General features: G+C 53.4%; 27 protein-coding genes. 15 read left to right on the top strand and 12 right to left on the bottom strand.

Going from position 1 to position 25,324, the window contains the following annotated elements; all coding sequences use genetic code 11:
• The first annotated feature begins 31 nt into the window (after positions 1 to 31).
• From AB1F12_RS05890 to AB1F12_RS05910, 5 genes are read left to right on the top strand one after another with little or no spacing between them, the layout of a single operon-like run.
• Complete coding sequence (locus AB1F12_RS05890; RefSeq protein ID WP_368187272.1) at positions 32 to 637, top strand: VOC family protein; 606 nt, start codon at positions 32 to 34, stop codon at positions 635 to 637.
• Positions 634 to 1,110 carry an N-acetyltransferase family protein gene (locus AB1F12_RS05895; RefSeq protein WP_368187274.1) on the top strand — a complete coding sequence of 159 codons (477 nt, stop codon included), beginning with the start codon at positions 634 to 636 and terminating at the stop codon, positions 1,108 to 1,110. The genes AB1F12_RS05890 and AB1F12_RS05895 overlap by 4 nt, the downstream gene beginning before the upstream one ends.
• Before the next feature lie 30 nt (positions 1,111 to 1,140).
• Positions 1,141 to 1,833: a TerB family tellurite resistance protein gene (locus tag AB1F12_RS05900; protein WP_368187275.1), complete on the top strand. Its 693-nt coding sequence runs from the start codon at positions 1,141 to 1,143 to the stop codon at positions 1,831 to 1,833.
• Complete coding sequence (locus tag AB1F12_RS05905; RefSeq protein WP_368187276.1) at positions 1,830 to 2,852, top strand: endonuclease/exonuclease/phosphatase family protein; 1,023 nt, start codon at positions 1,830 to 1,832, stop codon at positions 2,850 to 2,852. Before AB1F12_RS05900 ends, AB1F12_RS05905 begins: the two co-directional genes overlap by 4 nt.
• A gap of 50 nt (positions 2,853 to 2,902) precedes the next feature.
• The gene (locus tag AB1F12_RS05910; RefSeq protein ID WP_368187278.1) at positions 2,903 to 3,286 is read left to right on the top strand and encodes an AAA+ family ATPase; all 384 of its coding nucleotides are present in this window, start codon (positions 2,903 to 2,905) and stop codon (positions 3,284 to 3,286) included.
• Here the strand turns inward: AB1F12_RS05910 and AB1F12_RS05915 are convergent.
• The 4 genes from AB1F12_RS05915 to AB1F12_RS05930 all read right to left on the bottom strand — a co-directional run bounded on the left by AB1F12_RS05915 (position 3,283) and on the right by AB1F12_RS05930 (position 9,240).
• On the bottom strand, positions 3,283 to 4,833 hold the full coding sequence (locus tag AB1F12_RS05915; RefSeq protein WP_368187280.1) for a Ppx/GppA family phosphatase: 1,551 nt from the start codon (positions 4,831 to 4,833) through the stop codon (positions 3,283 to 3,285). The two genes, AB1F12_RS05910 and AB1F12_RS05915, sit on opposite strands and share 4 nt — an antisense overlap.
• 53 nt (positions 4,834 to 4,886) lie before the next feature.
• Positions 4,887 to 5,588: a DnaA/Hda family protein gene (locus AB1F12_RS05920; protein WP_368187282.1), complete on the bottom strand. Its 702-nt coding sequence runs from the start codon at positions 5,586 to 5,588 to the stop codon at positions 4,887 to 4,889.
• The gene (locus tag AB1F12_RS05925) at positions 5,589 to 6,725 is read right to left on the bottom strand and encodes an AI-2E family transporter (RefSeq protein ID WP_368187283.1); all 1,137 of its coding nucleotides are present in this window, start codon (positions 6,723 to 6,725) and stop codon (positions 5,589 to 5,591) included.
• A 115-nt stretch (positions 6,726 to 6,840) separates the two neighbouring features.
• Complete coding sequence (locus AB1F12_RS05930; protein ID WP_368187284.1) at positions 6,841 to 9,240, bottom strand: methyl-accepting chemotaxis protein; 2,400 nt, start codon at positions 9,238 to 9,240, stop codon at positions 6,841 to 6,843.
• Between the two features lie 246 nt (positions 9,241 to 9,486).
• Here AB1F12_RS05930 and proS point away from each other — a divergent pair, with 246 nt between their 5' ends.
• The 4 genes from proS to AB1F12_RS05950 all read left to right on the top strand — a co-directional run bounded on the left by proS (position 9,487) and on the right by AB1F12_RS05950 (position 13,652).
• Positions 9,487 to 10,839, top strand: coding sequence for a proline--tRNA ligase (gene proS / locus AB1F12_RS05935; RefSeq protein ID WP_368187286.1), 1,353 nt, complete (start codon positions 9,487 to 9,489; stop codon positions 10,837 to 10,839).
• Positions 10,840 to 10,956: 117 nt separating this feature from the next.
• On the top strand, positions 10,957 to 11,454 hold the full coding sequence (locus AB1F12_RS05940; protein WP_368187288.1) for a DUF2937 family protein: 498 nt from the start codon (positions 10,957 to 10,959) through the stop codon (positions 11,452 to 11,454).
• Positions 11,455 to 11,692: 238 nt separating this feature from the next.
• The gene (locus AB1F12_RS05945) at positions 11,693 to 12,982 is read left to right on the top strand and encodes a lipoprotein-releasing ABC transporter permease subunit (RefSeq protein WP_368188292.1); all 1,290 of its coding nucleotides are present in this window, start codon (positions 11,693 to 11,695) and stop codon (positions 12,980 to 12,982) included.
• Positions 12,975 to 13,652: an ABC transporter ATP-binding protein gene (locus tag AB1F12_RS05950; RefSeq protein WP_368187290.1), complete on the top strand. Its 678-nt coding sequence runs from the start codon at positions 12,975 to 12,977 to the stop codon at positions 13,650 to 13,652. Before AB1F12_RS05945 ends, AB1F12_RS05950 begins: the two co-directional genes overlap by 8 nt.
• A 2-nt stretch (positions 13,653 to 13,654) precedes the next feature.
• On the opposite strand, the gene AB1F12_RS05955 is transcribed toward AB1F12_RS05950, so the two are convergent.
• Positions 13,655 to 14,089, bottom strand: coding sequence for a DMT family transporter (locus tag AB1F12_RS05955; protein WP_368187292.1), 435 nt, complete (start codon positions 14,087 to 14,089; stop codon positions 13,655 to 13,657).
• Positions 14,090 to 14,196: 107 nt separating this feature from the next.
• Here AB1F12_RS05955 and AB1F12_RS05960 point away from each other — a divergent pair, with 107 nt between their 5' ends.
• Together AB1F12_RS05960 and AB1F12_RS05965 are read left to right on the top strand one after the other, a co-directional pair.
• Positions 14,197 to 14,598, top strand: a complete 402-nt coding sequence (locus AB1F12_RS05960) for a c-type cytochrome (protein WP_368187293.1) — start codon at positions 14,197 to 14,199, stop codon at positions 14,596 to 14,598.
• Positions 14,599 to 14,632: 34 nt separating this feature from the next.
• Positions 14,633 to 15,040, top strand: a complete 408-nt coding sequence (locus tag AB1F12_RS05965; RefSeq protein WP_368187295.1) for a c-type cytochrome — start codon at positions 14,633 to 14,635, stop codon at positions 15,038 to 15,040.
• Here AB1F12_RS05965 and AB1F12_RS05970 read toward each other — a convergent pair.
• The 4 genes from AB1F12_RS05970 to AB1F12_RS05985 all read right to left on the bottom strand — a co-directional run bounded on the left by AB1F12_RS05970 (position 15,031) and on the right by AB1F12_RS05985 (position 19,114).
• Entirely contained in the window at positions 15,031 to 15,711 is a 681-nt protein-coding gene (locus AB1F12_RS05970) for a hypothetical protein (protein WP_368187297.1), read from the bottom strand. The genes AB1F12_RS05965 and AB1F12_RS05970 overlap by 10 nt on opposite strands.
• Before the next feature lie 168 nt (positions 15,712 to 15,879).
• A complete protein-coding gene (locus AB1F12_RS05975) occupies positions 15,880 to 16,305 on the bottom strand; it encodes a hypothetical protein (RefSeq protein WP_368187298.1) in 426 nt (141 codons plus the stop codon).
• Between the two features lie 19 nt (positions 16,306 to 16,324).
• The gene (gene parE / locus AB1F12_RS05980; RefSeq protein ID WP_368187300.1) at positions 16,325 to 18,283 is read right to left on the bottom strand and encodes a DNA topoisomerase IV subunit B; all 1,959 of its coding nucleotides are present in this window, start codon (positions 18,281 to 18,283) and stop codon (positions 16,325 to 16,327) included.
• A 222-nt stretch (positions 18,284 to 18,505) separates the two neighbouring features.
• Positions 18,506 to 19,114: a TIGR02453 family protein gene (locus AB1F12_RS05985; protein WP_368187301.1), complete on the bottom strand. Its 609-nt coding sequence runs from the start codon at positions 19,112 to 19,114 to the stop codon at positions 18,506 to 18,508.
• 103 nt (positions 19,115 to 19,217) lie between these two features.
• On the opposite strand from AB1F12_RS05985, the gene AB1F12_RS05990 reads away from it, so the two are divergent.
• Positions 19,218 to 20,570 carry an MATE family efflux transporter gene (locus tag AB1F12_RS05990; protein WP_368187303.1) on the top strand — a complete coding sequence of 451 codons (1,353 nt, stop codon included), beginning with the start codon at positions 19,218 to 19,220 and terminating at the stop codon, positions 20,568 to 20,570.
• Here the strand turns inward: AB1F12_RS05990 and AB1F12_RS05995 are convergent.
• Positions 20,567 to 21,262 (bottom strand): tyrosine-protein phosphatase, encoded by a 696-nt coding sequence (locus AB1F12_RS05995; protein WP_368187305.1) that lies wholly within the window; start codon positions 21,260 to 21,262, stop codon positions 20,567 to 20,569. The genes AB1F12_RS05990 and AB1F12_RS05995 overlap by 4 nt on opposite strands.
• An 81-nt stretch (positions 21,263 to 21,343) precedes the next feature.
• A complete protein-coding gene (locus AB1F12_RS06000) occupies positions 21,344 to 21,751 on the bottom strand; it encodes a hypothetical protein (protein WP_368187307.1) in 408 nt (135 codons plus the stop codon).
• Positions 21,752 to 21,899: 148 nt separating this feature from the next.
• Here AB1F12_RS06000 and AB1F12_RS06005 point away from each other — a divergent pair, with 148 nt between their 5' ends.
• Positions 21,900 to 23,249: a hypothetical protein gene (locus AB1F12_RS06005; protein WP_368187308.1), complete on the top strand. Its 1,350-nt coding sequence runs from the start codon at positions 21,900 to 21,902 to the stop codon at positions 23,247 to 23,249.
• Between the two features lie 66 nt (positions 23,250 to 23,315).
• Here AB1F12_RS06005 and AB1F12_RS06010 read toward each other — a convergent pair whose 3' ends face one another.
• Positions 23,316 to 24,518, bottom strand: coding sequence for a pyridoxal phosphate-dependent aminotransferase (locus AB1F12_RS06010; protein WP_368187310.1), 1,203 nt, complete (start codon positions 24,516 to 24,518; stop codon positions 23,316 to 23,318).
• Positions 24,519 to 24,596: 78 nt separating this feature from the next.
• Here AB1F12_RS06010 and AB1F12_RS06015 point away from each other — a divergent pair, with 78 nt between their 5' ends.
• Entirely contained in the window at positions 24,597 to 24,986 is a 390-nt protein-coding gene (locus AB1F12_RS06015; RefSeq protein ID WP_368187311.1) for a multiprotein-bridging factor 1 family protein, read from the top strand.
• Positions 24,983 to 25,264 (top strand): succinate dehydrogenase assembly factor 2, encoded by a 282-nt coding sequence (locus AB1F12_RS06020; RefSeq protein ID WP_368187312.1) that lies wholly within the window; start codon positions 24,983 to 24,985, stop codon positions 25,262 to 25,264. Before AB1F12_RS06015 ends, AB1F12_RS06020 begins: the two co-directional genes overlap by 4 nt.
• Positions 25,265 to 25,324 lie beyond the last annotated feature (60 nt).

Below are 25,324 nucleotides of genomic sequence, written 5' to 3' on the forward strand. Positions count from 1 at the left end.
AACGGCGTTTAAGCCGATTTAGGAGCTGGAAATGATATTGGATCACCTTGCTGTTGTTTGCAGCGACCTGGATGCTGGCACTGATTATGTGGAACAACAATTGGGTGTTGTCCTGCAGCCGGGTGGAAAACACGCGCGATTTGGAACGCATAATCGTTTGCTGGGGCTTGGCGGGGATCTCTACCTAGAGGTGATTGCGATCGACCCGTCGGCACAAATTGAGGGGCCGCATTGGTTTGACTTGGATCACTTTGACGGCCCGCCGCGATTGGGTAATTGGATTTGCGCGGTTTCTGATTTGGCGGCTGCCGTGCATGATTTCCCGTTTGTGGGGGGCAAAATTGCCTTGCAGCGTGATGCGCTGAGATGGCAAATGGCCGTTCCGCCAAACGGGTCATTGCCCTTTGATGGGGCGTTTCCGACCTTGATCGAATGGGGGGAAACAACCCCGCATCCTGCAGGTGCCTTAAACGAACAGGGGGTTCGGCTGTCGGGGTTTGAGGTTCATCACCCGCAATCGATGCGGATTGCAAAAATGTTGCCGGCCATCTCGGACAAGGTGCGGTTTATTGAAGCTGATCAAGCCAGATTTTGCGCCCATTTTGACACGCCAAATGGCCCAAAGGTCCTACGATGATCCGCCCAGCCCAAATCGAGGATTGCGATGACATTTGCCGTATTTGGAACGGCTATATTCGTAAAACTGCGGCCACGTTTACGACCCAGGAAAAGGATTTTGTTGGGATCTCTGCGGATATCAAACGCCGTGACGGGGCGTTTTGGGTCGCAGAGAATGGAAGGCAAGTCACTGGATTCGCCACGTATTTTCCGTTTCGGGGCGGTCCGGGCTATGCCCACACCAAAGAACATTCCATAATGGTCGCCCCCAGCGCAAAGGGCCAAGGGTGGGGGGGATTGTTAATGAAAGAACTGATTTCCCATGCGCAGCGGGCCAGCGTGCATTCGTTATTTGCCGGGGTTAGTGGTGAAAATCAGGGCGCGGTTGCCTTTCATCAGCGGATTGGATTTGAACGGGTTGCAACCTTGCCCGAAGTGGGGTTCAAGTTTGGCCGCTGGATGGATCTTGTGCTGATGCAGAAACGGCTCTGACAAGATCGGAATTTTTCGTTAGGATGACGTATGTCAATCTGGACCCGCATAGCAGACGCCATCTCCGCCCTCGCGCAGGGCGAAGGATTAAGCCACGTTTTTGACCGGATGCGTACCCCGCCGGAACGCACCGCGGCCTTTGCGATTGCCGTGATCGCGTTGGGGGCCAAAATGGCCAAAGCCGACGGATTGGTCACGCGTGATGAAGTAACCGCGTTTCGCGAAGTGTTCACAATCCCCGAATCTGAGGAAAAAAATGCAGCGCGGGTATTCAATCTGGCACGTCAGGATGTTGCCGGATATGAGGAATATGCCAGTAAAATCAAATCACTACTGGGCGACGATTGCCCGTCTATGCAGGATTTGATCGAAGGGTTGTTCCATATCGCAATCGCGGATGGGGAATACCATCCAAATGAGGATCAGTTTCTCCTTCACGTGGCGGAAATCATGGGGTTTAGCGAACGTGGCTTTAAATCCATTCGCGCGCGTTTTGTTCCCGAAGCGGAACGTGACCCCCATGATGTGTTGGGCGTTGACCCCGATATGCCGATGTCGGAAATCAAACGGGCCTATCGTGCAGCCGTGCGATCCAGCCATCCAGATCAGATGATGGCGCGTGGCGTTCCCAAAGAAGCGATCAAATTGGCGGAAAAGCGCTTGATAGATATCAATCAAGCCTGGGAACAGATTTCGGCGCAAAACGCGCAGCACGCATCGTGAGAATTGCCACCTATAATGTGGAATGGTTCGCGCATCTGTTTGATGCGGATAGCAATTTAATGGACGATGACGGGTGGTCGGGACGGCGGGACGTCAAAAGACGCGACCAAATCGCGGCGCTGGGGCAGGTGTTTCAAGCTATTGATGCGGATGCCATTATGGTCATCGAAGCTCCAGACGACCACGCACGACGGGACGGTCGCGCCGCGCTTGAAAATTTTGCGGCGCGGTTTGGATTGCGGGCGCGGCAGGCGCTATTGGGCTATGCCAATGAAACACAACAAGAAATTGCCCTGTTATTTGATCCCGATGTGGTCAGTGCACGCCATGACCCAATCGGCGAACAGACCGGCAAAAAAGGATCGCGGGACGCGCCGCGTTTTGATGGCGTGTTTCGGTTGGATCTGGATGTGGATGCCACCGAAGATTTGATCCGCTGGTCTAAACCCCCGTTAGAGGTGGCGCTGGAAACCAAATCGGGCACATCGCTGCGTCTGATTGGCGTGCATGCAAAATCCAAGGCCCCACATGGTGCGCGCAATGCGGCGGACGTTATGCGAATTTCCATCGCCAATCGACGCAAACAATTGGCGCAATGTATCTGGCTGCGCCAACGTGTGGATCACCACCTAAATGCAGGGGATGCGTTGATGGTGATGGGGGATTTTAACGACGGTCCGGGGCTTGATGAATATGAACAATTGTTTGGCCGATCCAGCATTGAAATCGTACTAGGCGAAGGTGAAACAGCGCTGTTTGACCCCCATGCCAAGGCCGCGCTGACCCAACGCATTGGCGCCACTCCGACCACAGCCCGGTTTAGCATCCCGCCAGAGGGGCGGTTTTTGCACGCATTGCTCGATTACATCATGCTCAGCCCGGATCTGAGGGCGAAACAGCCGAAATGGCAGATTTGGCATCCGTTCGAAGACCCGTGCTGTTATCGTGATATCCAATTGCGGGATGCGTTGCTCATCGCGTCTGATCATTTTCCGGTGACGCTGGATATCGATATTTAGCCGACCAAGTTTGATTTGGGTGTCGCGTCATTTCACGATATGCTCTCCGCATGAAACGTTTCTTTTTTGCATTCTCATTTGCGGTTTTGGCTGCTTTTCCTGCCTCGTCCCAGAATACAGAGGTCGAGGATGGCTTCAATTTGATGGAAGAGGGCGCGCGCCTTCTTTTGCGGGGACTGATGTCAGAAGTTGAGCCGACATTGGATGAATTCACTGGCATGATTGATGAAATGGGCCCCGCACTTCAGGCATTTGCCGATGAAATGGGCCCGGCAATCCTGCATTTGATCGATCTGATCGATGATGCCCGCCATTACGAACAACCGGAAATTTTACCAAACGGTGATATCATCATTCGGCGCAGTGTAGATGCGCCACCTTTTGTGCCTGCGCCTATTCAGGATGACCGCGACACATCTGAAATTGATCTTTAGCGTTTTTTCTTAATCTGAGCGGTGGCTGACAGGCAATTGGCAAGCGATTTAAATCGGGCTTGTGCGACTTCGCCAAAGAGTCGTTGTGACAGTTCAGGGATTTTGAGGGTCAATTCACGTTTCTTGGGGCGCCAGATCAATTCACCCGGGCTTTCGTTTGGGCGCGGCAACAACATCGCCCCCAATCGCATTGCCCGCCCCAATGTTTCAGCTTCCGCACGGCTTTTTTCCGGCAACAAGCTAGATAATTCCTGATAATGTGTGCCATCTTTTTTGCTGGAATACCGATGCGACAAGGCCAGTCCCAAAAACACCCGTTCAGAATGTTTTAACCCGCCCAGATTGGCCCGTGTCGCATTGTCAAACGTAACTTCGGCCCGGTAATCGGGATGGGCCCGCCAGCTGACATCATGCAACAGGCACGCGGCTTTGATGATGCGTTTTTTCTGCCAATTGGCACGTGGAAACAGTGGTAAAACAAAGTCATAGAGCACTTTCCCATAGCCCGGAACCCGTGCATCCTTGGCCTCTGCAAAACGACAAGCTTCGATCAGGGGGTCGCGATCACGCAGTTCCTCGGGCATTTGCTCATAAAGCATGCCTTCGCGGATGCCATACGATGACACCGTTATGTCCTTGGGTTTAAAACTGCGGATCAGGTTTTTCAGAACCAGACCGGCAATCGGAACGAGGGCCATTCGCGCTTCGGACACACCGGCGCGCTGTCGCAGTTCATCCAAATCATGCGCCTGAATATAGGCAATTGTGCGGGAAATATCGGTCGCAGTCATGCGATATTCATGCAAAACAGTCAGGGGATATTGGCGGCGTTCCATATCAATTCGCGCAATTGCACGCCACGATCCCCCCACCAGAAACAGGCGTTTTCCAGTCTCATTACCCATGTGTTCGGCCAGTTTTTTGATCTCTGAGCGAATGTGACTCTTCATTCCGCGCTTGCCGCCTTTGACTTCGCGGATTTTAAGCGGACCTAGCGGAGAGGTGACGCATTGCTTGACTTTGCCGTCCTGCAGATCGGCCAATTCCATCGATGCGCCGCCAATATCGCAGACCAAACCATAGGATCCAGGCCAGCCCAACAGCACTCCTTGAGCAGAGAGCCGAGCCTCTTCTTGGCCATCAATGACCCAAATTTTAATCCCGGTTTTGTCCAGTATTTCCTGACAAAATGCGGCGCCGTCTTTGGCTTCGCGCACAGCTGCCGTGGCCACAGCCGTCAACGGGGGCAAATCCATGCCTTCGGCCAGGGCCGCGAAACGTCTGATTGCCGCAACTGCCCGGTCGCGTCCATTTGGGTTCAAAACCCCGCTTTCGGACAAACCACGCCCCAATCCACACATGATTTTTTCATTGTAGAAATAGGCCGGGCTGCGTGCCGCGCCGTCAAAAACGACCAATCGGACCGAGTTCGATCCAACGTCGATCACACCCACCCGCGACAAGGCGCGTGTTTTGGGGTCATCAAACAAAGGGCGTCCAAATGGCCCCCAATCCTGGGATGGATCATCTGATTGGGCGGGGGGCATTGACGAAGTATTCATCCTTTATGGATGCACTCAGGATCACTGCAACGCAAGTGTTAACCGTCGACCAGCGTGTCATCTTCTTCATCTTGTGGTCGGCCCTGCAAAACGATCAAAACCGCGCGAGCCAAAGGCAGATTGATCGGTTGGCGGAATGTGAGCGCTGCCCGATCAAGGGCCAGAACGATCCGCCGCGCCATATCAAAACTGCGTTCCATATGGCGCAGCAGATATTTCATGGCACTTGGGGCAGGGGATAGTTGGCGATCTGAAAACTGTTTCATCAACACGGCTGCCAGCAATTGATCGTCCGGCGGGTCAATCGAGATAAGCGCGGTTCCCTCCATTCGACTTTTCAGATCCGGCAAGGTGATGTCCCACCGACTGGGCGCGGATTGTGCCGTCATCAGCAAAAGCCCGTTGCCAATTAGGCGGTTATGCGCATGAAAGAGCCATTCTTCGGCATCTTTGGGCAATTGGTCCACATCTTCGACGATCAAAATCCCAGATTCCGGTAGGGGGGTTTCTGGTTCAATTTGCGCCGCAACCCGCAGGCGGCCGCCATTTTCCTGCTGAAACAGACGCGCCAGATGGGTTTTGCCACAGCCTTTGGGGCCGGTGACGCATAGTTTGCCGTTTGGCCACGCATCGGGGGCGCTGACCATCGCCAACGCCGCGTGGTTTGCATCCGTTACAAAAAAATCGTCCCGCCCCAAACCGATCCGGCGGGGCCAATCAAAAACCAGTTGTTCGGCCATTTATTCGTCTTTCAAGTCTTGTCCGGCGATGCCTTGATACAGGCGACCTGTCTTATATTGACCTATAAAGAAGCGGGCCACCACACTGATCATGGCCGCCAACGGCACGGCAACCAACATCCCAACAAACCCAAAGAGCGACCCAAAAACCGACAGGGCCAGTATCAACCAAACGGGATGCAGGCCCACTGATGAGCCGACCAATTTGGGGGTCAAAATGTTGCCCTCAACCATTTGGCCGATGACAAATATCACGGTGACGACGCCAATTCTGAACCAGTCTGTGGCATAAGTGATTGTATCCCCGTCCACATTTTCGATCACGCCCCAATATTGGAACAAAGCCAAGCCAATCGCCAAAGCGCCACCAATGAGCGATCCGAGGTAGGGGATAAACGTGATCAAACCGGCGATAAAGCCAACAACCAGTCCGAAATTCAATCCGACAGCCATCAATGCAATCGCGTAATAGGTGCCCAAAATCAGACTAACGGTGCCCATGCCCCGAATGAATGCCGCCAGAGTTCGGTCACAATCATAAGCCAACTGGCGGATCACGCCTGCATGGTCCCGAGGGAGCATGTCATCAATTTGCGCGACCATCCGGTCCCAATCCAGCAGCAGGTAAAAGGTCACAACTGGGACAATCACGATCAGCAGAACGATGTTCACGATCCCAGACAAAGAGCTGAGCAAACCGGATAAAAAGTCGCCGCCACGGGCTTGGATGGCTTCGATAATTGCGCTGCGCTGTTGGCTGATGGTTGAATTTTCATCCGCCAATTGGGGAAAACGTTCGATCAAATCCGCAAATTGTCGACCCAAGAATGTGCGCAAATTCTCAAAGAGTTGGGGGGCAACATCAATCAATTCAGAGGCTTGGCTGATGAGGCTCGGCACGACAAGTAGAAACGCAATACCAAAGACCATCACAGCGATCAAAGAGATCACAACCACAGACATGGCACGGCTTAACCCTTTGGATTCAAACCAATCTGCGATGGGGTCCAAACAATAGGCAATCGCCCCACCTAAGATAAAGGGCAACAAAACATCCCCCAGAACCCACAGCAACAGAACAATGATTGCCGCGGCAATGCCCCAATATTGCATTTGTTTTTGAACCGGTAACGCCATGATCAACCTCTGTGCCTTTGAGAACGTACATGGCACTTCTGCAAGAGGTTTTCAAAGATTGAAATGCAATTGGATCAGATTTTCGCCGACCGTTCTGGCCGTTTCAATTCTGGGATCAGGCGGCGTCCCGGTCTGAAATGCTGCGATCAGCCACGAAATCCTCATCCTCTTCGGTTGTGCCAAACTGCTCCATCGCAAGTTCCAGACTGCCAACTTCTTTGCTAAGAGATTGGGTCGCGGCTGAGGTTTCCTCAAACATGGCAACATTGGTCTGATTGACGCCGTCGATTTCATCAATTGTCAGGCTGATGTCGGACAAAGCTTTGCTTTGGTCCTTGGCAGCAATCGCGATATCGCCCACTTTGGTGGCCACCCCCGACACATTGTCGTGAATCTCTCGCAACGCAAGCCCAGCTTGGTCTACCAAGGATGAACCATTGGTGATTTGTTCTTCTGAGTTTGAGATAAGTTCATGGATGTCGCTGGCCGCTTCCGCACTTCTTTGAGCAAGGGCGCGCACTTCGCTTGCAACCACAGAGAATCCACGCCCGGCTTCGCCAGCGCGGGCGGCTTCGACCGCGGCGTTGAGTGCCAACAGGTTGGTTTGAAACGAAATATCATCGATCAAAGTTGTGATCGCAGAAATTTTTGTGGACGATTGTTCAATTTCACGCATGGCATCAACGGCACGGGCCATAACCACACCAGAGTTTTCAGCCTGATTGCGTGTCTGATCGACCAGTTCATTGACGTTGCCCGCTTGATCCGCCGTGTTTCTAACGGATTCATTTAGCGTTTTGACGGACGCGGCCGTCGTTTCAATAGCAAGTGCCTGGGTTTCGGTTCGCTTTGACAGATCTTCTGATGCGTTGGCGATTTCCACAACCCCAACAGAGATCGAATTTGCGCTGGCCTTGGCGGTTGCGATCGCGGCGTTCAATACCTGTGCGGCTGAATTAAAATCTTTGCGCAGGACTTCGTATTCAGGCCCAAATTCGCAATTGATGCTTGTGTTCAGCACCCGTTCGGACAGTTTGTGCAAAGCGACCTGCAGGTTTTCAACAACCAGGTTCTGCGCTTCTTGGTTTCGCAACCGTTCTGCTTGGGCAACGGCTTCGTTTTCATTGGCCGTTTGTAGAGAAATTCGGAACTCTTCCAAAACACGAGACATGTCCCCAATTTCGTCGCGACGATTTTGTGCGGGTACATCTGTTTGTAAATCTCCATCAGCGACCTGGCGCATAGCACGGTTGATCATTTTGACCGGCGCGCTGAGTTGCCGGGCAACGAAGAACCCAAACAAACAAGCGACACCCAACAGGATCGCACCGTCAAAGATGAGTTTGCGTTCGAATTCAATTGCATCGGCGTAAAGCTCAGAATTTACCTGCATTGAAATTACCCCCCATTGAACGCCCTGAAACGTGATTGAGGTATAGGCAGATAAAACGGCCTCTCCGGATTGAGTGATGTGATCCAATAGCCCGGTTTCGCCCGCCATCGCCAAGCCTAAGGGACCGTTTGGATCTATCACCTCATTGTCAATGTGGCTGTCTGTGTCGGATGTCGGGGGATTGTGTTCCTCAGAATGTGGGGCACCTTCTGTTTCTTCATGATGATGTTCGCGCCCATTGTGAAGACGAGAGAGCCCGTCCGGCCCAAAAACATCAAACACTTCTGCATGTTGGTCATCGGCATCTGATGAATGTCCTGCCAATTCATTGATGGATTGTGTTGATAACTGAACGATCACCACCCCAAGAAAACTGCCATTTCGAGCTAAAATCGGCGCCGCCATATAGGCGGAATATGGCGCCATGTCCTGATCGGATTGGGTAAAATCCTCAAACACAAAGGGTGTGTTGAGTTCATCCTCAGCCAAAGGTGCGGAATTTGCCAATGTAGTTGGGCTATCCGCCTGAACGTCCTGGTCAATCGCGTAATCAATCGCGATGCGCTGATAGGTACGTTCTAACGCGGGAAAATCACCTCGGTCCGCGGATATGTTTTGTGCAAAGGATGGATTTTTCTGGACCGAATAGATGATGTTTCCTTCTGTATCCACAATCATTAGATCAACAAAATGATTGCGCTCAGAAACTTCGCGAAAATAGGGATGTACATCCCGATGGGCCCGATTATATCCATCCCGACCTGACGCCATATCCAACGCATGCCGTTCGCCGGCAGGATGCGGGTTCTGGGTGATATAGCGGTCAGTCAGTTCAGCGGTTTTATCCCCCGGCAACGCCTCCCATGCGCCGACAAACTTGGTGATCGCCTGACGAGTCGATGGTGACATTGCCAATGATTGCGTCATTGTTTGATGAGCTTGAAGTGAAGATAAAAATGTTTCTGCATGGGCATCACGCAGCTCACTCAGCCGAATTTCCGCCTGATGATGTAAAATTTCTTGGGCAGCAAATTTTGCGACAATCCCCATTGAGAAAAGTGTTACCAAACACATCCCCACGATCGCGAGAGGTAATTTGACCGAAATTTGGTTCCAAAACATAATGTTATCTCCTGTGCCCGTAATTTGCACTTGCCCTCATAAAATCACTGTTGAACCTTAACGTAGGCGGGGTTTCCTGATGCTTAACGGATAAAATTTGCCCTTTATTTGGTTGGACATTGGGGCTTCTCTGACTATTCGGGCGCGATATGATTGATCGATTTGGGACTGCTGGGGTTGGATGCATTGCCTGACCCGCGCGGATCGCATAGACCCGGTTCAAACAGCCAAACACACGAGAGTATCATGCGCCTGAGCCGCTATTTCCTGCCGACCATGAAGGAAACCCCTTCGGAAGCCCAAATCGTAAGCCACCGCTACATGCTGCGGGCCGGGATGATCAAACAATCCAGCGCCGGGATCTATTCGTGGTTACCCATGGGATTCAAGGTGCTGCGCAAGCTGGAAAACATCGTGCACGAAGAACAAATTCGCGCCGGCCACGTGCCGATGTTGATGCCCACGTTGCAATCCGCAGATTTATGGCGCGAAAGCGGTCGGTATGACGGCTATGGCGAAGAAATGCTGCGTATGCAGGATCGGCACGGTCGTGACATGCTGTTTTCCCCCACAGCCGAGGAAATGTTCACCGACGTGTTTCGCGCGCATGTGAATTCCTACAAGGATTTGCCGCTGACCTTGTATCAAATCCAGTGGAAATTCCGCGATGAAATCCGGCCTCGTTTTGGAGTGATGCGGGGCCGCGAATTTTTCATGAAAGACGGCTACAATTTTGACCTGACCAAAGAGGATGCGCTGCACGCCTATAACCGTCATCTGGTCAGCTATTTGCGGACCTATGAACGTATGGGCCTGCAAGCGATCCCAATGCGCGCAGATTCCGGACCGATTGGCGGGGATTACACCCATGAATTCCTGGTGCTGGCGGAAACCGGTGAATCCGAAGTGTTCTATGACAGCCAAATCACCGATCTGAAATTTGGCGATCGGGCCATTGATTATGATGATGTGGCACAATGTCAGGCCGTTTTGGAAGAGTTCACATCGCGCTATGCCCGCACGGACGAAACCCACGAGGCCGATGAATTCGCCAAGGTGCCCGAAGATCGCCAACGGGTGGCGCGCGGCATCGAAGTGGGGCAGATTTTCTATTTTGGTACGCAATATTCCGAAAGCATGGGCGCGTCCGTCCAAGACAGCGAAGGCAACAAAGTGCCGGTGCATATGGGGTCACACGGGATCGGCGTCAGCCGCCTGTTGGGCGCCATCATCGAGGCCAGCCATGACGACAAAGGCATCATTTGGCCCGAAGGTGTCACGCCGTTCCACGTCGGCATCCTGAATATGCGCGCCAAGGACGAAGCCTGCACCGAAGCTTGTGATGCGCTTTATGACTCGTTCAAAGCCATCGGGCTGGACCCGCTTTATGATGATCGCGACACAGGGGCCGGGGCCAAATTTGCCGATATGGACCTGATTGGACTGCCGTGGCGGATCACCGTTGGGCCACGCGGATTGAAAAACGGCGTGGTGGAACTGACCTGCCGCCGCACAGGCGAAAGCGAAGAAATGCCCGACGCGCAAGCCGTTGAAAAGATTTCGCAAATTTATGCAAAGCACCGCGTCACGGGGCTTTGATATCGTCGATATAAAGGCAAAAGGCGGGTCATGTGATTCGCCTTTTGGCGTTTTGGGGGCCTTGACCGATCCCAGCGCGCGCCGCAAAATACAAAAAAACAATATTGAGGCTCGGGTATGTTAAAGGTGCTTTCCTTCATTGGGGGGCTGGCTGGTGCGGCTGGCCTGTCGCAATATCCTGAATTTTCACAGCAATACACCCAGCGTTTGGCGGGGCAAATTGATGCCCTGTCCCAAGTGGTTGAGGATTTTGATGCCTCTGCGTTGAGGTCTGGGCTGACCCGGTCTGAGGCCTTGGATCAAATGCAGGGCACGCAGTTTCTGGACGATCGCCGTTCAGATATGCAGCGCACGTTTCTACGCCACGAAGTGCTGACCGCGCATTTTACGCATTTGCAATCCGCCAGCCCGATGCAGCGGATGATGATGCCGCATCGAATTTCGGATGCTGAAACGCTGACCGGGACGTGGGATGATTTTGTGCCGGCCATGCCGATCAACCTGCCGGGCGCAGTTGCAGCCGGGGCTGGGTTTATCGCAGGCTCGACGGTTTTGGGCCTATGCCTGACATTTTTGTTGTGGCCATTTCGGCGCCGCGCGCGTGCGCCTGCCTGACAGGGCTGGGCGCGATGCAGAATTGTGACGGCCAGTCACGGATGATCTTGGTTCCGTTTTTCTACCTGCGACCTGCCATTGCCAAACTGGACCCCTAGATGCCTGAATGCGTGGACGCATTTGCGCCACTGCCTTGCTATTAGGGTTTTTCCGCCCAAATCGCCGTTATCTGAACCGCTGGAATTGGCAGCACCGGTTTGGCAATGTATACGGCTTTGAAACAATTTGGACGATCCTCATGGCCCAAGGTAGAACCGCCCCATTTTCCCGTTTCGAATGGATGATCGCATGGCGGTATATTCGGGCCAAACGTGCCGAAGGCGGCGTGTCGGTCATGACATGGATCAGCCTGATTGGCATCACATTGGCGGTGTTTGCCCTGATCGCAACATTGTCCGTGCGTGCCGGATTTCGGGCGGAATTTGTCGATACAATCCTGGGCGCAAATGCCCATGTTGAGGTGCATTATTCCAATCAGATGACCGAACACGGCCAGCTCGATGATTTGATCCGGGACTATGATGTTCTGGCGCAGGATTTGCGGGCGATTGATGGCATTACCCGCGCTGCCCCGTTGGTACGTGGTCAGGTCATGGGCAATTTTCGTAACGCAAATGGCGCGGTCGACCTTTATGGGATCACGCTGGACGATCTGATGGCCATTCCCCGGATCGCGAGCCCCGAAAATGCCCGCGGTGACATCGCCCGCTTTAACGAAGGCATCGCGATTGGGTCTGGTCTGGCGATTGAGCTGGGGCTGGTCGTCGGCGACCGGATCAAAATCATTTCCCCCAATGGCGTGCGCACGGCATTTGGCACATCACCGCGCGTTAACACCTACGAAGTCGTCTATATCTTTACCGCTGGGCGGTACGATATCGACCGAATTCGCGCCTATCTGCCCCTCGCCGAGGCGCAGAATTTCTTTAACCGGGACGGGGCCGTCGATCAGATCGAATTGATGGTTGAGGATCCGGATGCGGTGAATGATTTGGTGCCTGAAATCGTGATGATCGGCGGGCCACGCGTGATCCCATGGACATGGCGGGACCGGTCTGGCGCATTCCTGCGGGCCTTAACAATCGAAGACAACGTGATGTTTGTGATCATGTCGATCCTCGTTCTGATTGCGTCGATGAACATCATTTCCGGCCTGATTATGCTGGTTAAAAACAAGGGCCGCGACATTGGAATCCTGCGCACAATGGGCCTGTCAGAAGGGTCGATTTTGCGGATATTTTTCATCTGCGGCGCGGGGATCGGCACGTTGGGGACCTTGCTGGGTGTTTTGTTGGGCTGTTTGTTTGTGATCAATATCGATCCGATTTTCAGCCTTGTGAATTGGCTGGGCGGCGGCGGCGTCTGGGATCCATCCATTCGCGGCATCTATAATTTGCCCGCCAAATTGCAAATGTCCGATGTGATTTCCGCCACAACGCTCAGCCTTGGGCTGAGCTGGATCATTACCATTTTCCCGGCCCGACGTGCGGCGCGGATGAACCCCGTAGAGGCGCTGCGTTATGAGTAATGTTCTGGAACTGACCGGCCTGCGCAAAGGATATAATCACGGTAAACCCGGCGAAGTTCAGGTGCTGAACGGCGTTGACCTGACCATAGGTCGGGGCGAAGTGGTGGCGCTGGTGGCCCCATCTGGGGCGGGTAAATCCACGCTGTTGCACATTGCGGGATTGCTGGATGTGCCGGATCAGGGGCGGGTGGTGATTGATGGGCGCGACATGACCGATCTTAGCGATCGCAAACGCACCGCCGCGCGGCGCGGGCAGGTGGGCTTTGTCTATCAATTCCACCATTTGTTGCCTGAATTTACGGCGCTCGAAAACATCGTTTTGCCGCAGCTGGCCAATGGGATCGCCGCGAAAGTTGCCGAAACGCGCGCCCAGTCTTTGTTGGAAAATGTCGGGGTGTCAGACCGCGCAAACCATCGTCCAGCCGCCCTGTCAGGGGGCGAACAACAGCGCGTCGCATTTTGTCGCGCATTGGCCAATGAGCCGGATTTGCTGTTGGCGGATGAACCCACGGGCAACCTTGATCCGGGCACGTCGGATGTGGTGTTTGGGGCATTGATGGATTTGGTACGTGGCACGGGCATGTCTGCATTGATCGCCACCCATAACATGGAATTGGCCGCCCGGATGGACCGCATTGTTCGCCTGGAAACCGGATCGATTGTGACCTAGACCTATGCCCGTTGGGTGATCAAAACACCCACAGCCATCACCGCAATCCCGGCTGCACGGGTCCAGTTCAGCGGGGTCGATTGCGCCATAAACAACCCGAAATGGTCAATGGCCGCAGACGAAATCAACTGGCCGATCAACACAAAAAACACCGCGTTTCCAATGCCAAAGCTGGGCGCGACATATGTGATCGACAACAAATAGAATGCAATCAACAAACCGCCGAGAAACAGATGTTTTGGCGCCGCGCTGAGTTTGCTGATCGCGTCGGTTCCCGTGACAATCACCGCGGCAATTGCCACCAAAAACGCGATAAAAAACAGCACCATCGCTGCGGCCGAAGGCGATCCAATGATCCGTCCAAGCGCTGCGTTCAAGGCCGCCAAAATCGGCACGCCGATCCCTGCTGCCAACATCAATAACGCCTGATTGGTCATATTTATCTCCACCCGGTTTGTCGGGGATCAACCTATCGCGGACATGAGGTAAATCAAGGCGCTGCACCACTAATTGCGCGATAATTGAGGAAAGTGAGGGCATGAACATGAAAACAGTATCAATCCTACTCGGTTGCATCGCATTGGCGGGCTGTGTGCAAAACTTGGATGATCCATCCCCAGAATCCGGCGCCATTGCATTTCGCGAAGATTGCGCATCGTGCCATGGGCTGGATGCGATGGGGTCAGGCAGCTTTGGCGGTGCTCTGATTATTACACCTCCGGATTTAACACGCTTGTCAGAGCGACATGGCGGCATGTACCCGGCGGGATATGTGATGAATGTGATCGACGGCTATGCACGTGGGGACCATTTCAGCGCGGCGATGCCTGAATTTGGGGCCGGGGATATGGGCCCAACCATCAATGTGGAACAAGACGGGGTGGGCACTCCGATACCTGCGCGTCTGTTGGCATTGTCGTTATATCTGGAATCTATCCAGCGCTAAGCGACCCGATATTTCGAGCCAAAAGGAGAACGCGATGTTTCGATATATCCTGACAGGAATGAGCGCTTTGATTTTGTCCCCTGCATGGGCCGAACAATCCAATGGGGATGCGGCGGCAGGGGCGGCCCTGTTTGCGCAGCAATGTGCGGTTTGTCACGGGCGTGATGCCGCGGGGAACGGCCCCATGGCCGGGGCGCTGATGGTTCAGCCATCAGATCTGACCAGCCTCAGATCGCGCAATGACGATACGTTTCCGACCGCGCGCGTGGTGTATCGCATTGATGGGCGGGACCCATTGGTGTCCCATGGCAGCCCGATGCCCATCTGGGGCGAATTGTTCGACGGACAAGACGCCGCCATCAAAGCTGAAACCGGCCAGCCGATCCTGACATCCCGCCCAGTGGTGGATTTGGTCGCCTATTTAGAAACGATTCAGGACTGATTGCAGATCCCGTCAATGTCGGCCCCATCCCAAGGCAGCCATATATCCGTGCGGCCAATCACAGCGCTGAGCTGACCCATGCTGATCGCGGACCCCATCCGCGTTCCACCCGCCGCATCCGGGGGCAGGGCGTCTGCCAATAGCGCGCGCAGACGGCCGGTGCGTGCGCCCTGCGGATCAAGCGTTGCACAGCACACAAACTCTTCGACCAGCGCGCCTTGCTGCTCATAGCCGTAATCCAAAAACGATACTTCGGTATCAGGATCAAACAGATACGGATCGGCCAATTGGGTATGTTCCCACGCAGCGCGTGATGGGGTGAACCCAGTATGCTGACGATTTTGCCATTGCCAGACATGGGTCAGCTCATGGGCAAAAAACATTGCCGCAACGATATTGAACTGATCAGGGTAATCGGCGGCGTAATCGTCCAGAAACCACGCTTCGCGGGCATGAACATGGTTCCACAACGTCACCCCGGCGGTGCGCCCCTGCAAAGTGGGCCCCGTGGCGGGGGGCTGAATGAGTTCCTGACACGTGGTGCGCGGCCGAACCGGATAGGTGCGCGTGATCAGACCGATCGGGGCATTGTCGTGAAACCGCACCTGTTCGACATCCAAAGACGGGCCAAAGAGTTCCTCAGCGAGCTGTATTTCCGTCGGTGTAAGCACGCGACCACAGGCGGTGAGGAGGAAGAAGAAGGGAAGGAGGATGCGCATTCAGGTAAGATAGTCTGAGGCCAATTAATATCAACAAAAGAAGCTGATTAAGTTGAGGATGATTTTTATGTTCCCCCCAACTTAGTTGGCCAAATTCTATGATCGGTTAGTTTTGTATACCTAAGCGGCTTGTAAATCGAAAATTTCATTTGTTTGATTGATTTTACAAATACCAACGGCAGTCATGCTCATTGAGTTATATTCAAATTCACATCGCATCGAACGCCCTTTGTTGGAGCTTAATAACGCGGTCCCAAAACCACTGTCAGACATTGAATACGCGTTGAAATTCCCAAATCCTCCACCATTGGAGTAATCAGAAACATTTATCATTCCAAAGCTATAGCTGCCCGGGTTTTGAACTGTGGTCCATGTTCCTGTGTATATCTCATCACTAAAGGAGACTGTTAGTGTACCCGAGTTTCCTAGAGCTGCATTTTCTACAACGCCAGTCCCCATGTTTCCTGTAGTTCGGCTCATCAGCGTTAATTGGGGGCTACAAGCCGCCAGCGCCAAGGAAAGTAGGATCAATACTAGCTTTTTCATAAGATTACCTTTGAAATAATTAAACATCCAACTCTTCAACAAACCGCGCGTTTTCTTGGATGTATTGGAACCGCAGCTCGGGTTTTTTGCCCATCAGACGTTCGACCAGATCGCCGGTTTCGCCGGGTTCGTCTTCGTCGATGGTGACGCGGATCAATTGGCGGGTATTGGGGTCCATTGTGGTTTCTTTCAGGTCCTTGGCGTCCATTTCACCCAGACCTTTGAACCGTTGAACGTCGATTTTTCCTTTTCCGCCCAGACCTTTGTCCATCAGGGCGTCTTTTTCCGCATCGGTGGCCACATAGACCCGTTTTGGCCCCTGCGTCAGACGATATAGCGGTGGACAGGCCAAATATAGGTGACCTTGGTCGATCAGGGGGCGCATTTGCGTAAAGAAGAACGTCATCAACAACGCCGCGATATGGGCGCCGTCCACATCCGCATCGGTCATGATGATGATTTTCTCATAACGCAGGTCTTCGACGTTGAACCGCGTGCCCATGCCGACCCCCAGCGCTTCGCACAGGTCGTTGATTTCAGCGTTTGAGCCCAGTTTGGACGACGCGGCGCCCAGAACGTTCAGGATTTTACCTTTGAGCGGCAACAAAGCCTGTGTTTTGCGATCCCGTGCGCCTTTGCCGGACCCGCCCGCGCTGTCGCCCTCGACGATGAACAATTCGGTGCCGGTGCGGTCCTTATTGGTGCAATCGGTCAGTTTGCCCGGCAGGCGCAGTTTTTTGGTCGCGGTTTTGCGTTGGGTTTCTTTTTCTTGCTTGCGACGCAGGCGTTCTTCGGCACGTAGAACAAGGAAATCAAGGATCGCACCTGCGGATTTGGTATCGGCGGCCAGCCAATTGTCAAAATGGTCGCGCACCGAATTTTCCACCATTTTATTGGCGGATTCTGATGACAGGCGGTCCTTGGTTTGCCCGACAAAGGCCGGATCGGCGATGAAACAGGACACCAGCGCGCAGCCACCGACCAACAGGTCGTCGCGGTTGATCTGAGCTGCCTTTTTATTGCCGATCAATTCGCCGTAGGCTTTGATGCCTTTGATGATCGCGTTCCAGAACCCGGTGACATGTGTGCCGCCTTCGGGGGTGGGGACGGTGTTACAATAGGATTGGATGAACCCGTCGCGGGTCGGGGTCCAGTTGATCGCCCATTCCACATAGCCCGGTTCGTTGAATTTATCGGCAAATTCGACTTTGCCCGCGAACGGAACATCGGCGTAAACAGTTGACTTTCCTAGTGTTTCTGACAGGTAATCCGACAGGCCACCGGGGAAATGGAACACGGCTTCAACCGGAGTGTCGCCATCGTCGATTTCGGATTTCCAGCGGATTTCGACCCCGGAAAACAGATAGGCCTTGGAGCGGGCCAAGGTCATCAGTCGTTTGGGTTTGAACCGGTGTTTTCCAAAAATCTGTTCATCCGCGTGAAATGTCACCGCTGTGCCGCGCCGATTGGGGGCCGCGCCGATTTTTTCGACCGGGCCTTGCGGGATACCACGGCTAAAGCTTTGCTCATAAAGCTCTTTGTTTTTGGCAACCTGCACCTTCATGATGTCCGACAGCGCGTTCACCACCGACGAGCCAACCCCGTGCAAACCGCCAGAGGTTTGATAGGCTTTGCCCGAAAATTTACCGCCAGCATGCAGGGTACATAGGATCACTTCGAGGGCGGATTTATCCGGGAATTTCGGATGCGGATCGATCGGAATGCCGCGGCCATTATCGGTGATGGTGACGGAATAATCCGCGTGCAGCGTCACTTCGATCCGGTTGGCATGACCGGCCACCGCTTCGTCCATGGAATTGTCGAGGATTTCGGCAACCATATGGTGCAGCGCGCGTTCATCCGTGCCGCCAATATACATGCCCGGGCGTTGACGCACCGGTTCCAGTCCCTCAAGGACTTCGATCGAAGAAGCATCATAGTCGTCCGGACCAGTACCGGAGAGAAGATCGTCGGGCATGTTGCGCTGCTCTTTGTGTTTGGTTGGTCACATTATGCCCAGATGTGGGGTGGGGGCAAGATTGAGCCGCCTAAATGTGGCAATATCACCGGGGAAACGTGCCGATTTCTGTGGATAATTCCATGGGGACCCGTCAGGGGCGGCCAAGGGAAAGGCCAGCGGAAAGGCCAGCGGAAAGGCCGGGGGATTGCGGATTTGAACCCACCAAAGGACATAGGTGCATCAGAGGTGAACCAGTTTTTGCAGGACCGGGTTCAGCTCTGTGAAAGAGGGCAACAGATCATCCAGATCACGCGCGGATTTCCAGAGGGTCAGTGATTTTCGGCGCAGCAAGTCGCCCTGCGGGTGATCCTTGTCAAAGGGGGCGGGGACACGTTTTAGGTCGGGATCATGTTGCCGCCAGCCGTCGTTTAACATGGGGGCAATCATGTCGGCCCAGGACTGGCCGTTTTGGTCAATTTCAGCGCGCCAATCCGTGAGCTGGGTTTTGTCAAACCCCATCATCCCGCCACCCACCGTGACATCATCGGGGGAAATACCAAAGAAAAACGCCGGTTTGGGGCCGGATTGCAGGGCCCACAACATATGAAGATGGGTGTGATAGGGGGTCTTGTCCTTGGAAAAACGCACATCGCGATGAGGGCGGAACAGTTTTGGCGTCACCTTGGTATCGCATAGCCGCTCCAAATCCGCCGACAGTTGATCCAGCAAAACCAGAGCCGGGGTTTTAAGATGTGACTCATAATGTGATTTATGGGCGAGAAACCAATCGCGGCTATTGCTCTGAGACAAATCGCGTAAAAAGGATTGTGTGTCTTGGATCAGGGACATTGTGGGCTCCGGTTAATTTCGGGAATTGTAACGTTACAATTTGGGGTCTGTCTGCTGACAAATTTATCTAGACCGAAGCCAAACCCGCGCGTAAGCATCAGGGATGAATAGTTTCGTTATATACCGCACCGAAGCCCGCAAATTACTGACACTTGGGATCCCGTTGATCGGCAGCAATCTGGCGCAATTTGCCATCGGGCTGACCGATGCGGTGATGTTGGGCTGGTATGATGTGTCGGCGTTGGCGGCCGTGACCTTGGCGGGCAGTTTTTACTTTGTGCTGTTTTTGCTGGGGGGCGGGTTTGCCTTTGCGGTTATGCCGATGGTCGCCGAAGCGGTCGAAGCCGGTGATACCCAGCGTGTGCGCCGGTTAACCCGGATGGGGATGTGGGCGTCAGTGGCCTATGGATTGCTGTTCATGGTGCCGCTGATTTGGTCGGAACCCATTTTTCTGGCCATCGGCCAAGAACCTGAAATCGCCGAGCTGGGGCAGCTTTATCTGCGCATCGCCGGGTGGCAATTGGCCTTGGGTCTAGTGGTACAGGTGTTGCGGTCGTTTTTGTCCGCGCTGGAACGGACGCAGGTTATCCTTTGGGTGACGGTTGGGACGGCGGTTTTGAACGTCTTTCTGAATTATGCGCTGATTTTCGGCAATTGGGGCGCGCCAGAGCTGGGCCTGCAAGGGGCGGCGATTGCGTCGGTTACGCTGGTTTTTGCGTCAATCATTGTGTTGGTCATCTATGTGATCCGGGTCACGCCGGAATATGCCCTGTTTACACGTCTGTGGCGCATTGATGGCCCCGCCCTAAAAAGTGTGTTTCAGGTTGGGCTGCCGATTGGTCTGACCGTTCTGGCCGAAGTCGGCCTGTTTGCCGCAGCGTCGATCATGATGGGATGGCTGGGCACGCTGGAATTGGCCGCGCATGGGGTGGCGCTGCAATTGGCGTCGGCGGTGTTTGTGGTGCATCTGGGATTATCCCAAGCGGTGACCGTGCGGGCCGGGCGATGTCTGGGGCGCCATGACGAAGCGGGGTTGCGTGTGGCGGGCAAAACCGCTTTTGCGATTTCTGCGGTGATTGCCGCGCTCGGGATCGCGCTCTTTTTTATCTATCCAAAGGAATTGGTCGCAGCCTTTATTGATCCTGCCGATCCTGCGCGTGATCAGATCATTGTCATGGGCGTGGCATTGGTGTTCATGGCGGCGATTTTTCAGTTTGTCGACGCGATGCAGGTGATTGCACTGGGGTTGCTGCGCGGCGTTCAGGATACGCGGATTCCGATGTACCTTGCGGCGTTCAGCTATTGGGGTGTTGGGATGGCCACGTCTTATTTGCTGGGATTTGTTTTTGATTTTGGTGGGGTTGGCGTCTGGGCCGGGCTGGTTGTCGGGCTGTCGATGGCCTGTTTGCTATTGAATTGGCGGTTCTGGATACAGGCGGTAAAGATCAGCGTTTAACGCCATTCTTTGTTGGCGCGCAGCTGGTCAAAATCCTTTTGCAACTGAGCCTGATCATATTCGGTTTTCAGCCAATCCGTGAACGCAATCGTGTCGCGTTCGGTGCGGGCGCGGTAAACCTCAAAGAAATAGTCCAAAACCCCCGCCTTGGATTTGCGCGCATGCATGAATTTGCCATCCAGCTGTTTCAGCGCTGTTTCTAGGGGTTCGCCTTCTAGGAGGTATAACACCAGTACCGCAGCCAGCCCGGTGCGATCTGCACCTGATTTACAATGGATCAGATAGGGGCGAGGCGTGTCGCGCAGCAGATCAATCAGCTCCAACACCTTTTGGGCATCAGGAGCTTTGGTGGCGTATAATTTGTGATCGACCAGCGTCAGCCCCAACATGTCGCAGCTTTCAACTTCGAACAGATAATGGGCGTATTTGTCTTCGCCGCGCAGGTTCAGAATATGGGTGATGCCCATATCCGCATATTCCACAAACCGTTTATGGGTTGGGTGGTTGGATCGATAAACGCCCGGCGCCACCTCATGGAAATTGCGCCACCAGACCCGCAAAATCGCGTGATCCAGCCAGTTGTAATGTCGCATGGAACGCCGCCGTTCGCGCGGGGTGGAAATATCCTTGCCAAAGGAATGGCGGAAATTACGCTCGGCCCGGTTGAACCAGGAAATCAAAGGATTGGGCATGGGCGTCTCTTGCTGTGAACGGCGTGATGTGGGTCACATGGGGGATATTCACCGATGGCGCAACCCCTGCATCCCTTCGATTTAGTCGCCATTGGCTTTCATCAGGCGATCTGCCTTTTTGCGCACCAGCACAGATCGCAGGTCATGCATGGCCAGCAACAACGCATCCGTCACATCCTCTAGCTGCGCATCCGTGGCGTTGGATTGCACCCACTGAGTGGTGATGTTCATGTAGTCGACCGCGCGGTGAATGTCGTCGATATCACGCTGCGCCAAAAGGGCGGTGCGTTCGGTTAGCCAGTTTTGGATCGTCTCAATATCCTGATCCGTCAGCTGGCGGTCGCCTTGGGGTTTGATTTCACCCTTTTTGACATGCACCACCGCGATTTGATCCATTTCGATCCGCCGCTGCCGGTTTTCAGTATCAACACGAAACACAACAGCGCCGTTTTCACGCACGCGAAAATAGTAATCTGGTAGATCTGCCAAGGGTCAGCGCCTCATATTCTTTGACGTCAGCCTATTATGCGCCCCGCGCCCTGTCAAAGCCCATAGAGAGGCGCGATGCGCGCATTTGTTTACTTTTTAATGGAACCCGGAAAGAGTATGACAAGCAACGCAATTGAAAGACCTTATATTGAGCCAAGTGCCAGAGAAAAACGATTTTATCGGCCCAAAACAGCCGGTTCAGCGACCCCATGCTGATAACATCACCCGGTTGGAAGACAAAATCGATCAGTTGATCAAATCCCTTCCTGACCAAGCGTCTAAAACGATGATCCCAACAGAAACCCGTGCGCATCGTTTGGTGACATGGATGGAAACGTCCTGGGGTACCCGTCTGGCGGCTGTGGCAGGGATCTGGTTGATTTTAGCTACGTTGGTGGGGTTCTGGAGCGAATACACCATCCGCGCCGAAGAACGCGCCGCGCGTGCCGAAGAAGCCGAATTTCGCAAATTGGCGCAAATTGCGACGGCGTGGGATGTGTTGCTGAGACCTATCGGTGGAGACATTGGTAAAGGGAACGCTCGCAACACACTTATTTTGGCTGGGCAGAGTTTTTCGCAAACAGATTTTTCTTGTGCGGCTATAGGGCTTTATAGGAACGGGGTTTGTGTGCAGCCACCCGTTTTCAGTGACGTTGCCAACATCGATGAGCGTCAATTTCATCAACGCATTTCCGAGCTCAATAGATTGGATTTTAATTCGGTTTCTCTCGACGCGATTAACTTTGAAAACTCAATTCTCAACAATCTTCGTATCAGCGGCTTCACTTTGACACCAAATTTGCGCGGCGTCAGCGGATTTGAATGGAGGGTAAATGACGCAAGGGTTGGGTTACATAGCTATCGCGAACCACATTTTGCTTTTCAGACCTCATTTCAGGACCCTTTCGAAGGCTTTGAATGTGAGTTTTGTGAGTTTTACAACAGCAAGCTCACCTTAGATTTTGCTTTAAAACTGCGAGGAAGTACGCTTGTCAATACGATCATCGAGGTTCCTACAGCGTATGAAGGTCGCATTGAAACTGGCGAAAACCTTGGCCCCCCTGGTGGATTTTCAGGCCGCACGATTGTTTTTTTACACCGACCTTCAGTCTTTGTCTGGTCATTCTTAGAAATTACACCGGTTTTAAAGCCTGCAGATTTATTGGTTGAAGCTTCCCATGAGTACTTATTGTACTGCGCGAATGGCACTGATTTCGAGTTGGTGAAAGCACATTGGCAAAAAATCAGGACATCGTTGATTGAGCCGGATACGATTAATGCGCTTTCCTCAGCGTTAAGAGACATTCACCATGCTCAAACCCCTGTAACCCAAAGATGGAATGGGCCCGCATTCGATCAACACGAAACACCTTATCATTGTGGGCTATCTTATCAGACTGTAGCCCCCGTATTAAGGCCAAGATTGTTTGACGTCATAGAGCGCGCGTATGACTTCCCTGTTGATGCAAGAGTTCAAAGCTCAGAACAGGTTGAATAGGTTGCAAATATCGACTGCTTTGTTTGCCACAAATTTGACCTATGAACGTAATTGGGTTTTTGAATGTTATGCCAGCTTGGAACAAAACCCCTGAATACGACTGCAGGCTTCTTTTAGGGCATCGTCTGAGGTTGCATAGCTAACGCGGAAATTCGGCGATAGGCCAAAGGCTGCACCAAACACAACGGCGACGCCGGTTTCTTCTAGCAATGCGGTGGCAAAGGCTTCGTCGTCTTTGATCACCGTACCGCCTGCGCTGGTTTTACCGATCAACCCGGCGATGGACGGATAGACATAAAACGCGCCATCCGGGGTGGGGCATTGAATGCCCTCGGATGCGTTCAGCATATCCACCACCAGATCGCGGCGGCGTTTAAACACGTCATTGTTGCTGGCCAGAAAATCCTGAGGGCCGTTTAGCGCCTCAACCGCGGCCCATTGGCTAACGGAACACGGATTGGATGTGGATTGGGACTGTACCTTGCGCATGGCGGTGATCAATTCCACAGGTCCAGCCGCATAACCGATGCGCCAACCGGTCATGGCATAGGCTTTGGACACGCCATTGATGGTCAAAGTGCGGTCATAAAGGCGCGGCTCAACCTGAGCCGGGGTGCAGAATTCAAAATCGCCATAGGCCAGATGTTCGTACATATCATCCGTCATCACCCAGACATGCGGGTGACGCATCAACACATCGGTCAGCTCTTTTAGCTCATCCCAGCTATAGCCCGCACCGGTCGGATTGCTCGGGGAATTAAAGATCAGCCATTTGGTATTGGGCGTAATGGCGGCCTCAAGCTGATCTGCCGTCAGTTTGAATCCAGTTTGCAGGGACGCTTGGGCGATCACCGGCGTGCCGCCGCACAACACCACCATATCGGGGTAGCTGACCCAATAGGGGGCTGGGATGATGACTTCGTCGCCTTCATTCAGGGTGGCCAGCAACGCGTTGAACAGAACCTGTTTACCGCCGCCCGATACGGATACCTGCGCGGGGGAATAGTCCAGATCATTGTCGCGTTTCAGCTTAGTAACAATCGCGGATTTCAGTTCGGCAATGCCATCCACAGCCGTGTATTTGGTGCGTCCTGCATCAATGGCAGCCTTGGCCGCATCTTTGATGTTTTGGGGCGTGTCAAAATCCGGCTCGCCGGCGCCCAATCCGATAATGTCATGACCAGCGGCCTTTAATTCCTGGGCCTTATTGGTAACCGCAATCGTCGGAGACGGTTTAACGCGGTTCAGTGTCGCGGACAGAAAGGACATCAGGGCCTCCGGTGGTATGATTGACAGCAATGTGTCATACGATGGCATATATTAGGGATCAAGAGATATGAGGCCAACATGAGCAGCGAAGACTGGTTCAGTGAACAACATGCGACCTTTGGTGACAGATTGGCAGGCGCGCGCGAAGATGCGGGCATGGAGCAGAAAACACTGTCAAAACGGCTGGGCGTCAAGCTGAGCACATTGCGCAACTGGGAAGAAGACCTGGCCGAACCGCGCGCCAACAAGCTATCGATGCTGTCAGGATTGCTGGGTGTGAGCCTGACGTGGCTGCTGACAGGGCAGGGCGAAGGTGTGGATCCACCGGGCACATTGGCCGAGATTCCCGAAGATATGACCGCAATTTTATCCGAAATTCGGGTGTTGCGCACGCAATCCGCGACGCTAACGACGCGATTGGGCCTGCTTGAAAAACGTTTGCGCACCGCATTGGAACAAACCGGATGAGTGAAACGCGAGATATCCGGATCAAACGTTTATATATGCGTTCGATCAGACGCGGGATCAAAGAAATGGATTTGATCCTGCAAAGTTTTGCGGATGCTGAATTGGCCGGTATGAATGATCAAGAGCTTGATCTGTATGAAAAGTTTCTGGCCGAAAACGATCAGGACCTTTATCCATGGGTGTCAGGACAATTGGATTTTCCGGCCCAATATTCAGTGCTGATTGGACGGATTCGTGATGGAAAACACGGGATCGTTGCCGGGCTGTCATCGGGATAAAATCATTCAAGTTTGAACGAACTGCCAAAAAAAGTCGCGCACTTAACGCTTTGTTGGATT

Source organism: Aestuariibius sp. HNIBRBA575 (assembly GCF_040932005.1).
Taxonomy (GTDB): Bacteria; Pseudomonadota; Alphaproteobacteria; order Rhodobacterales; family Rhodobacteraceae; genus CANLNM01.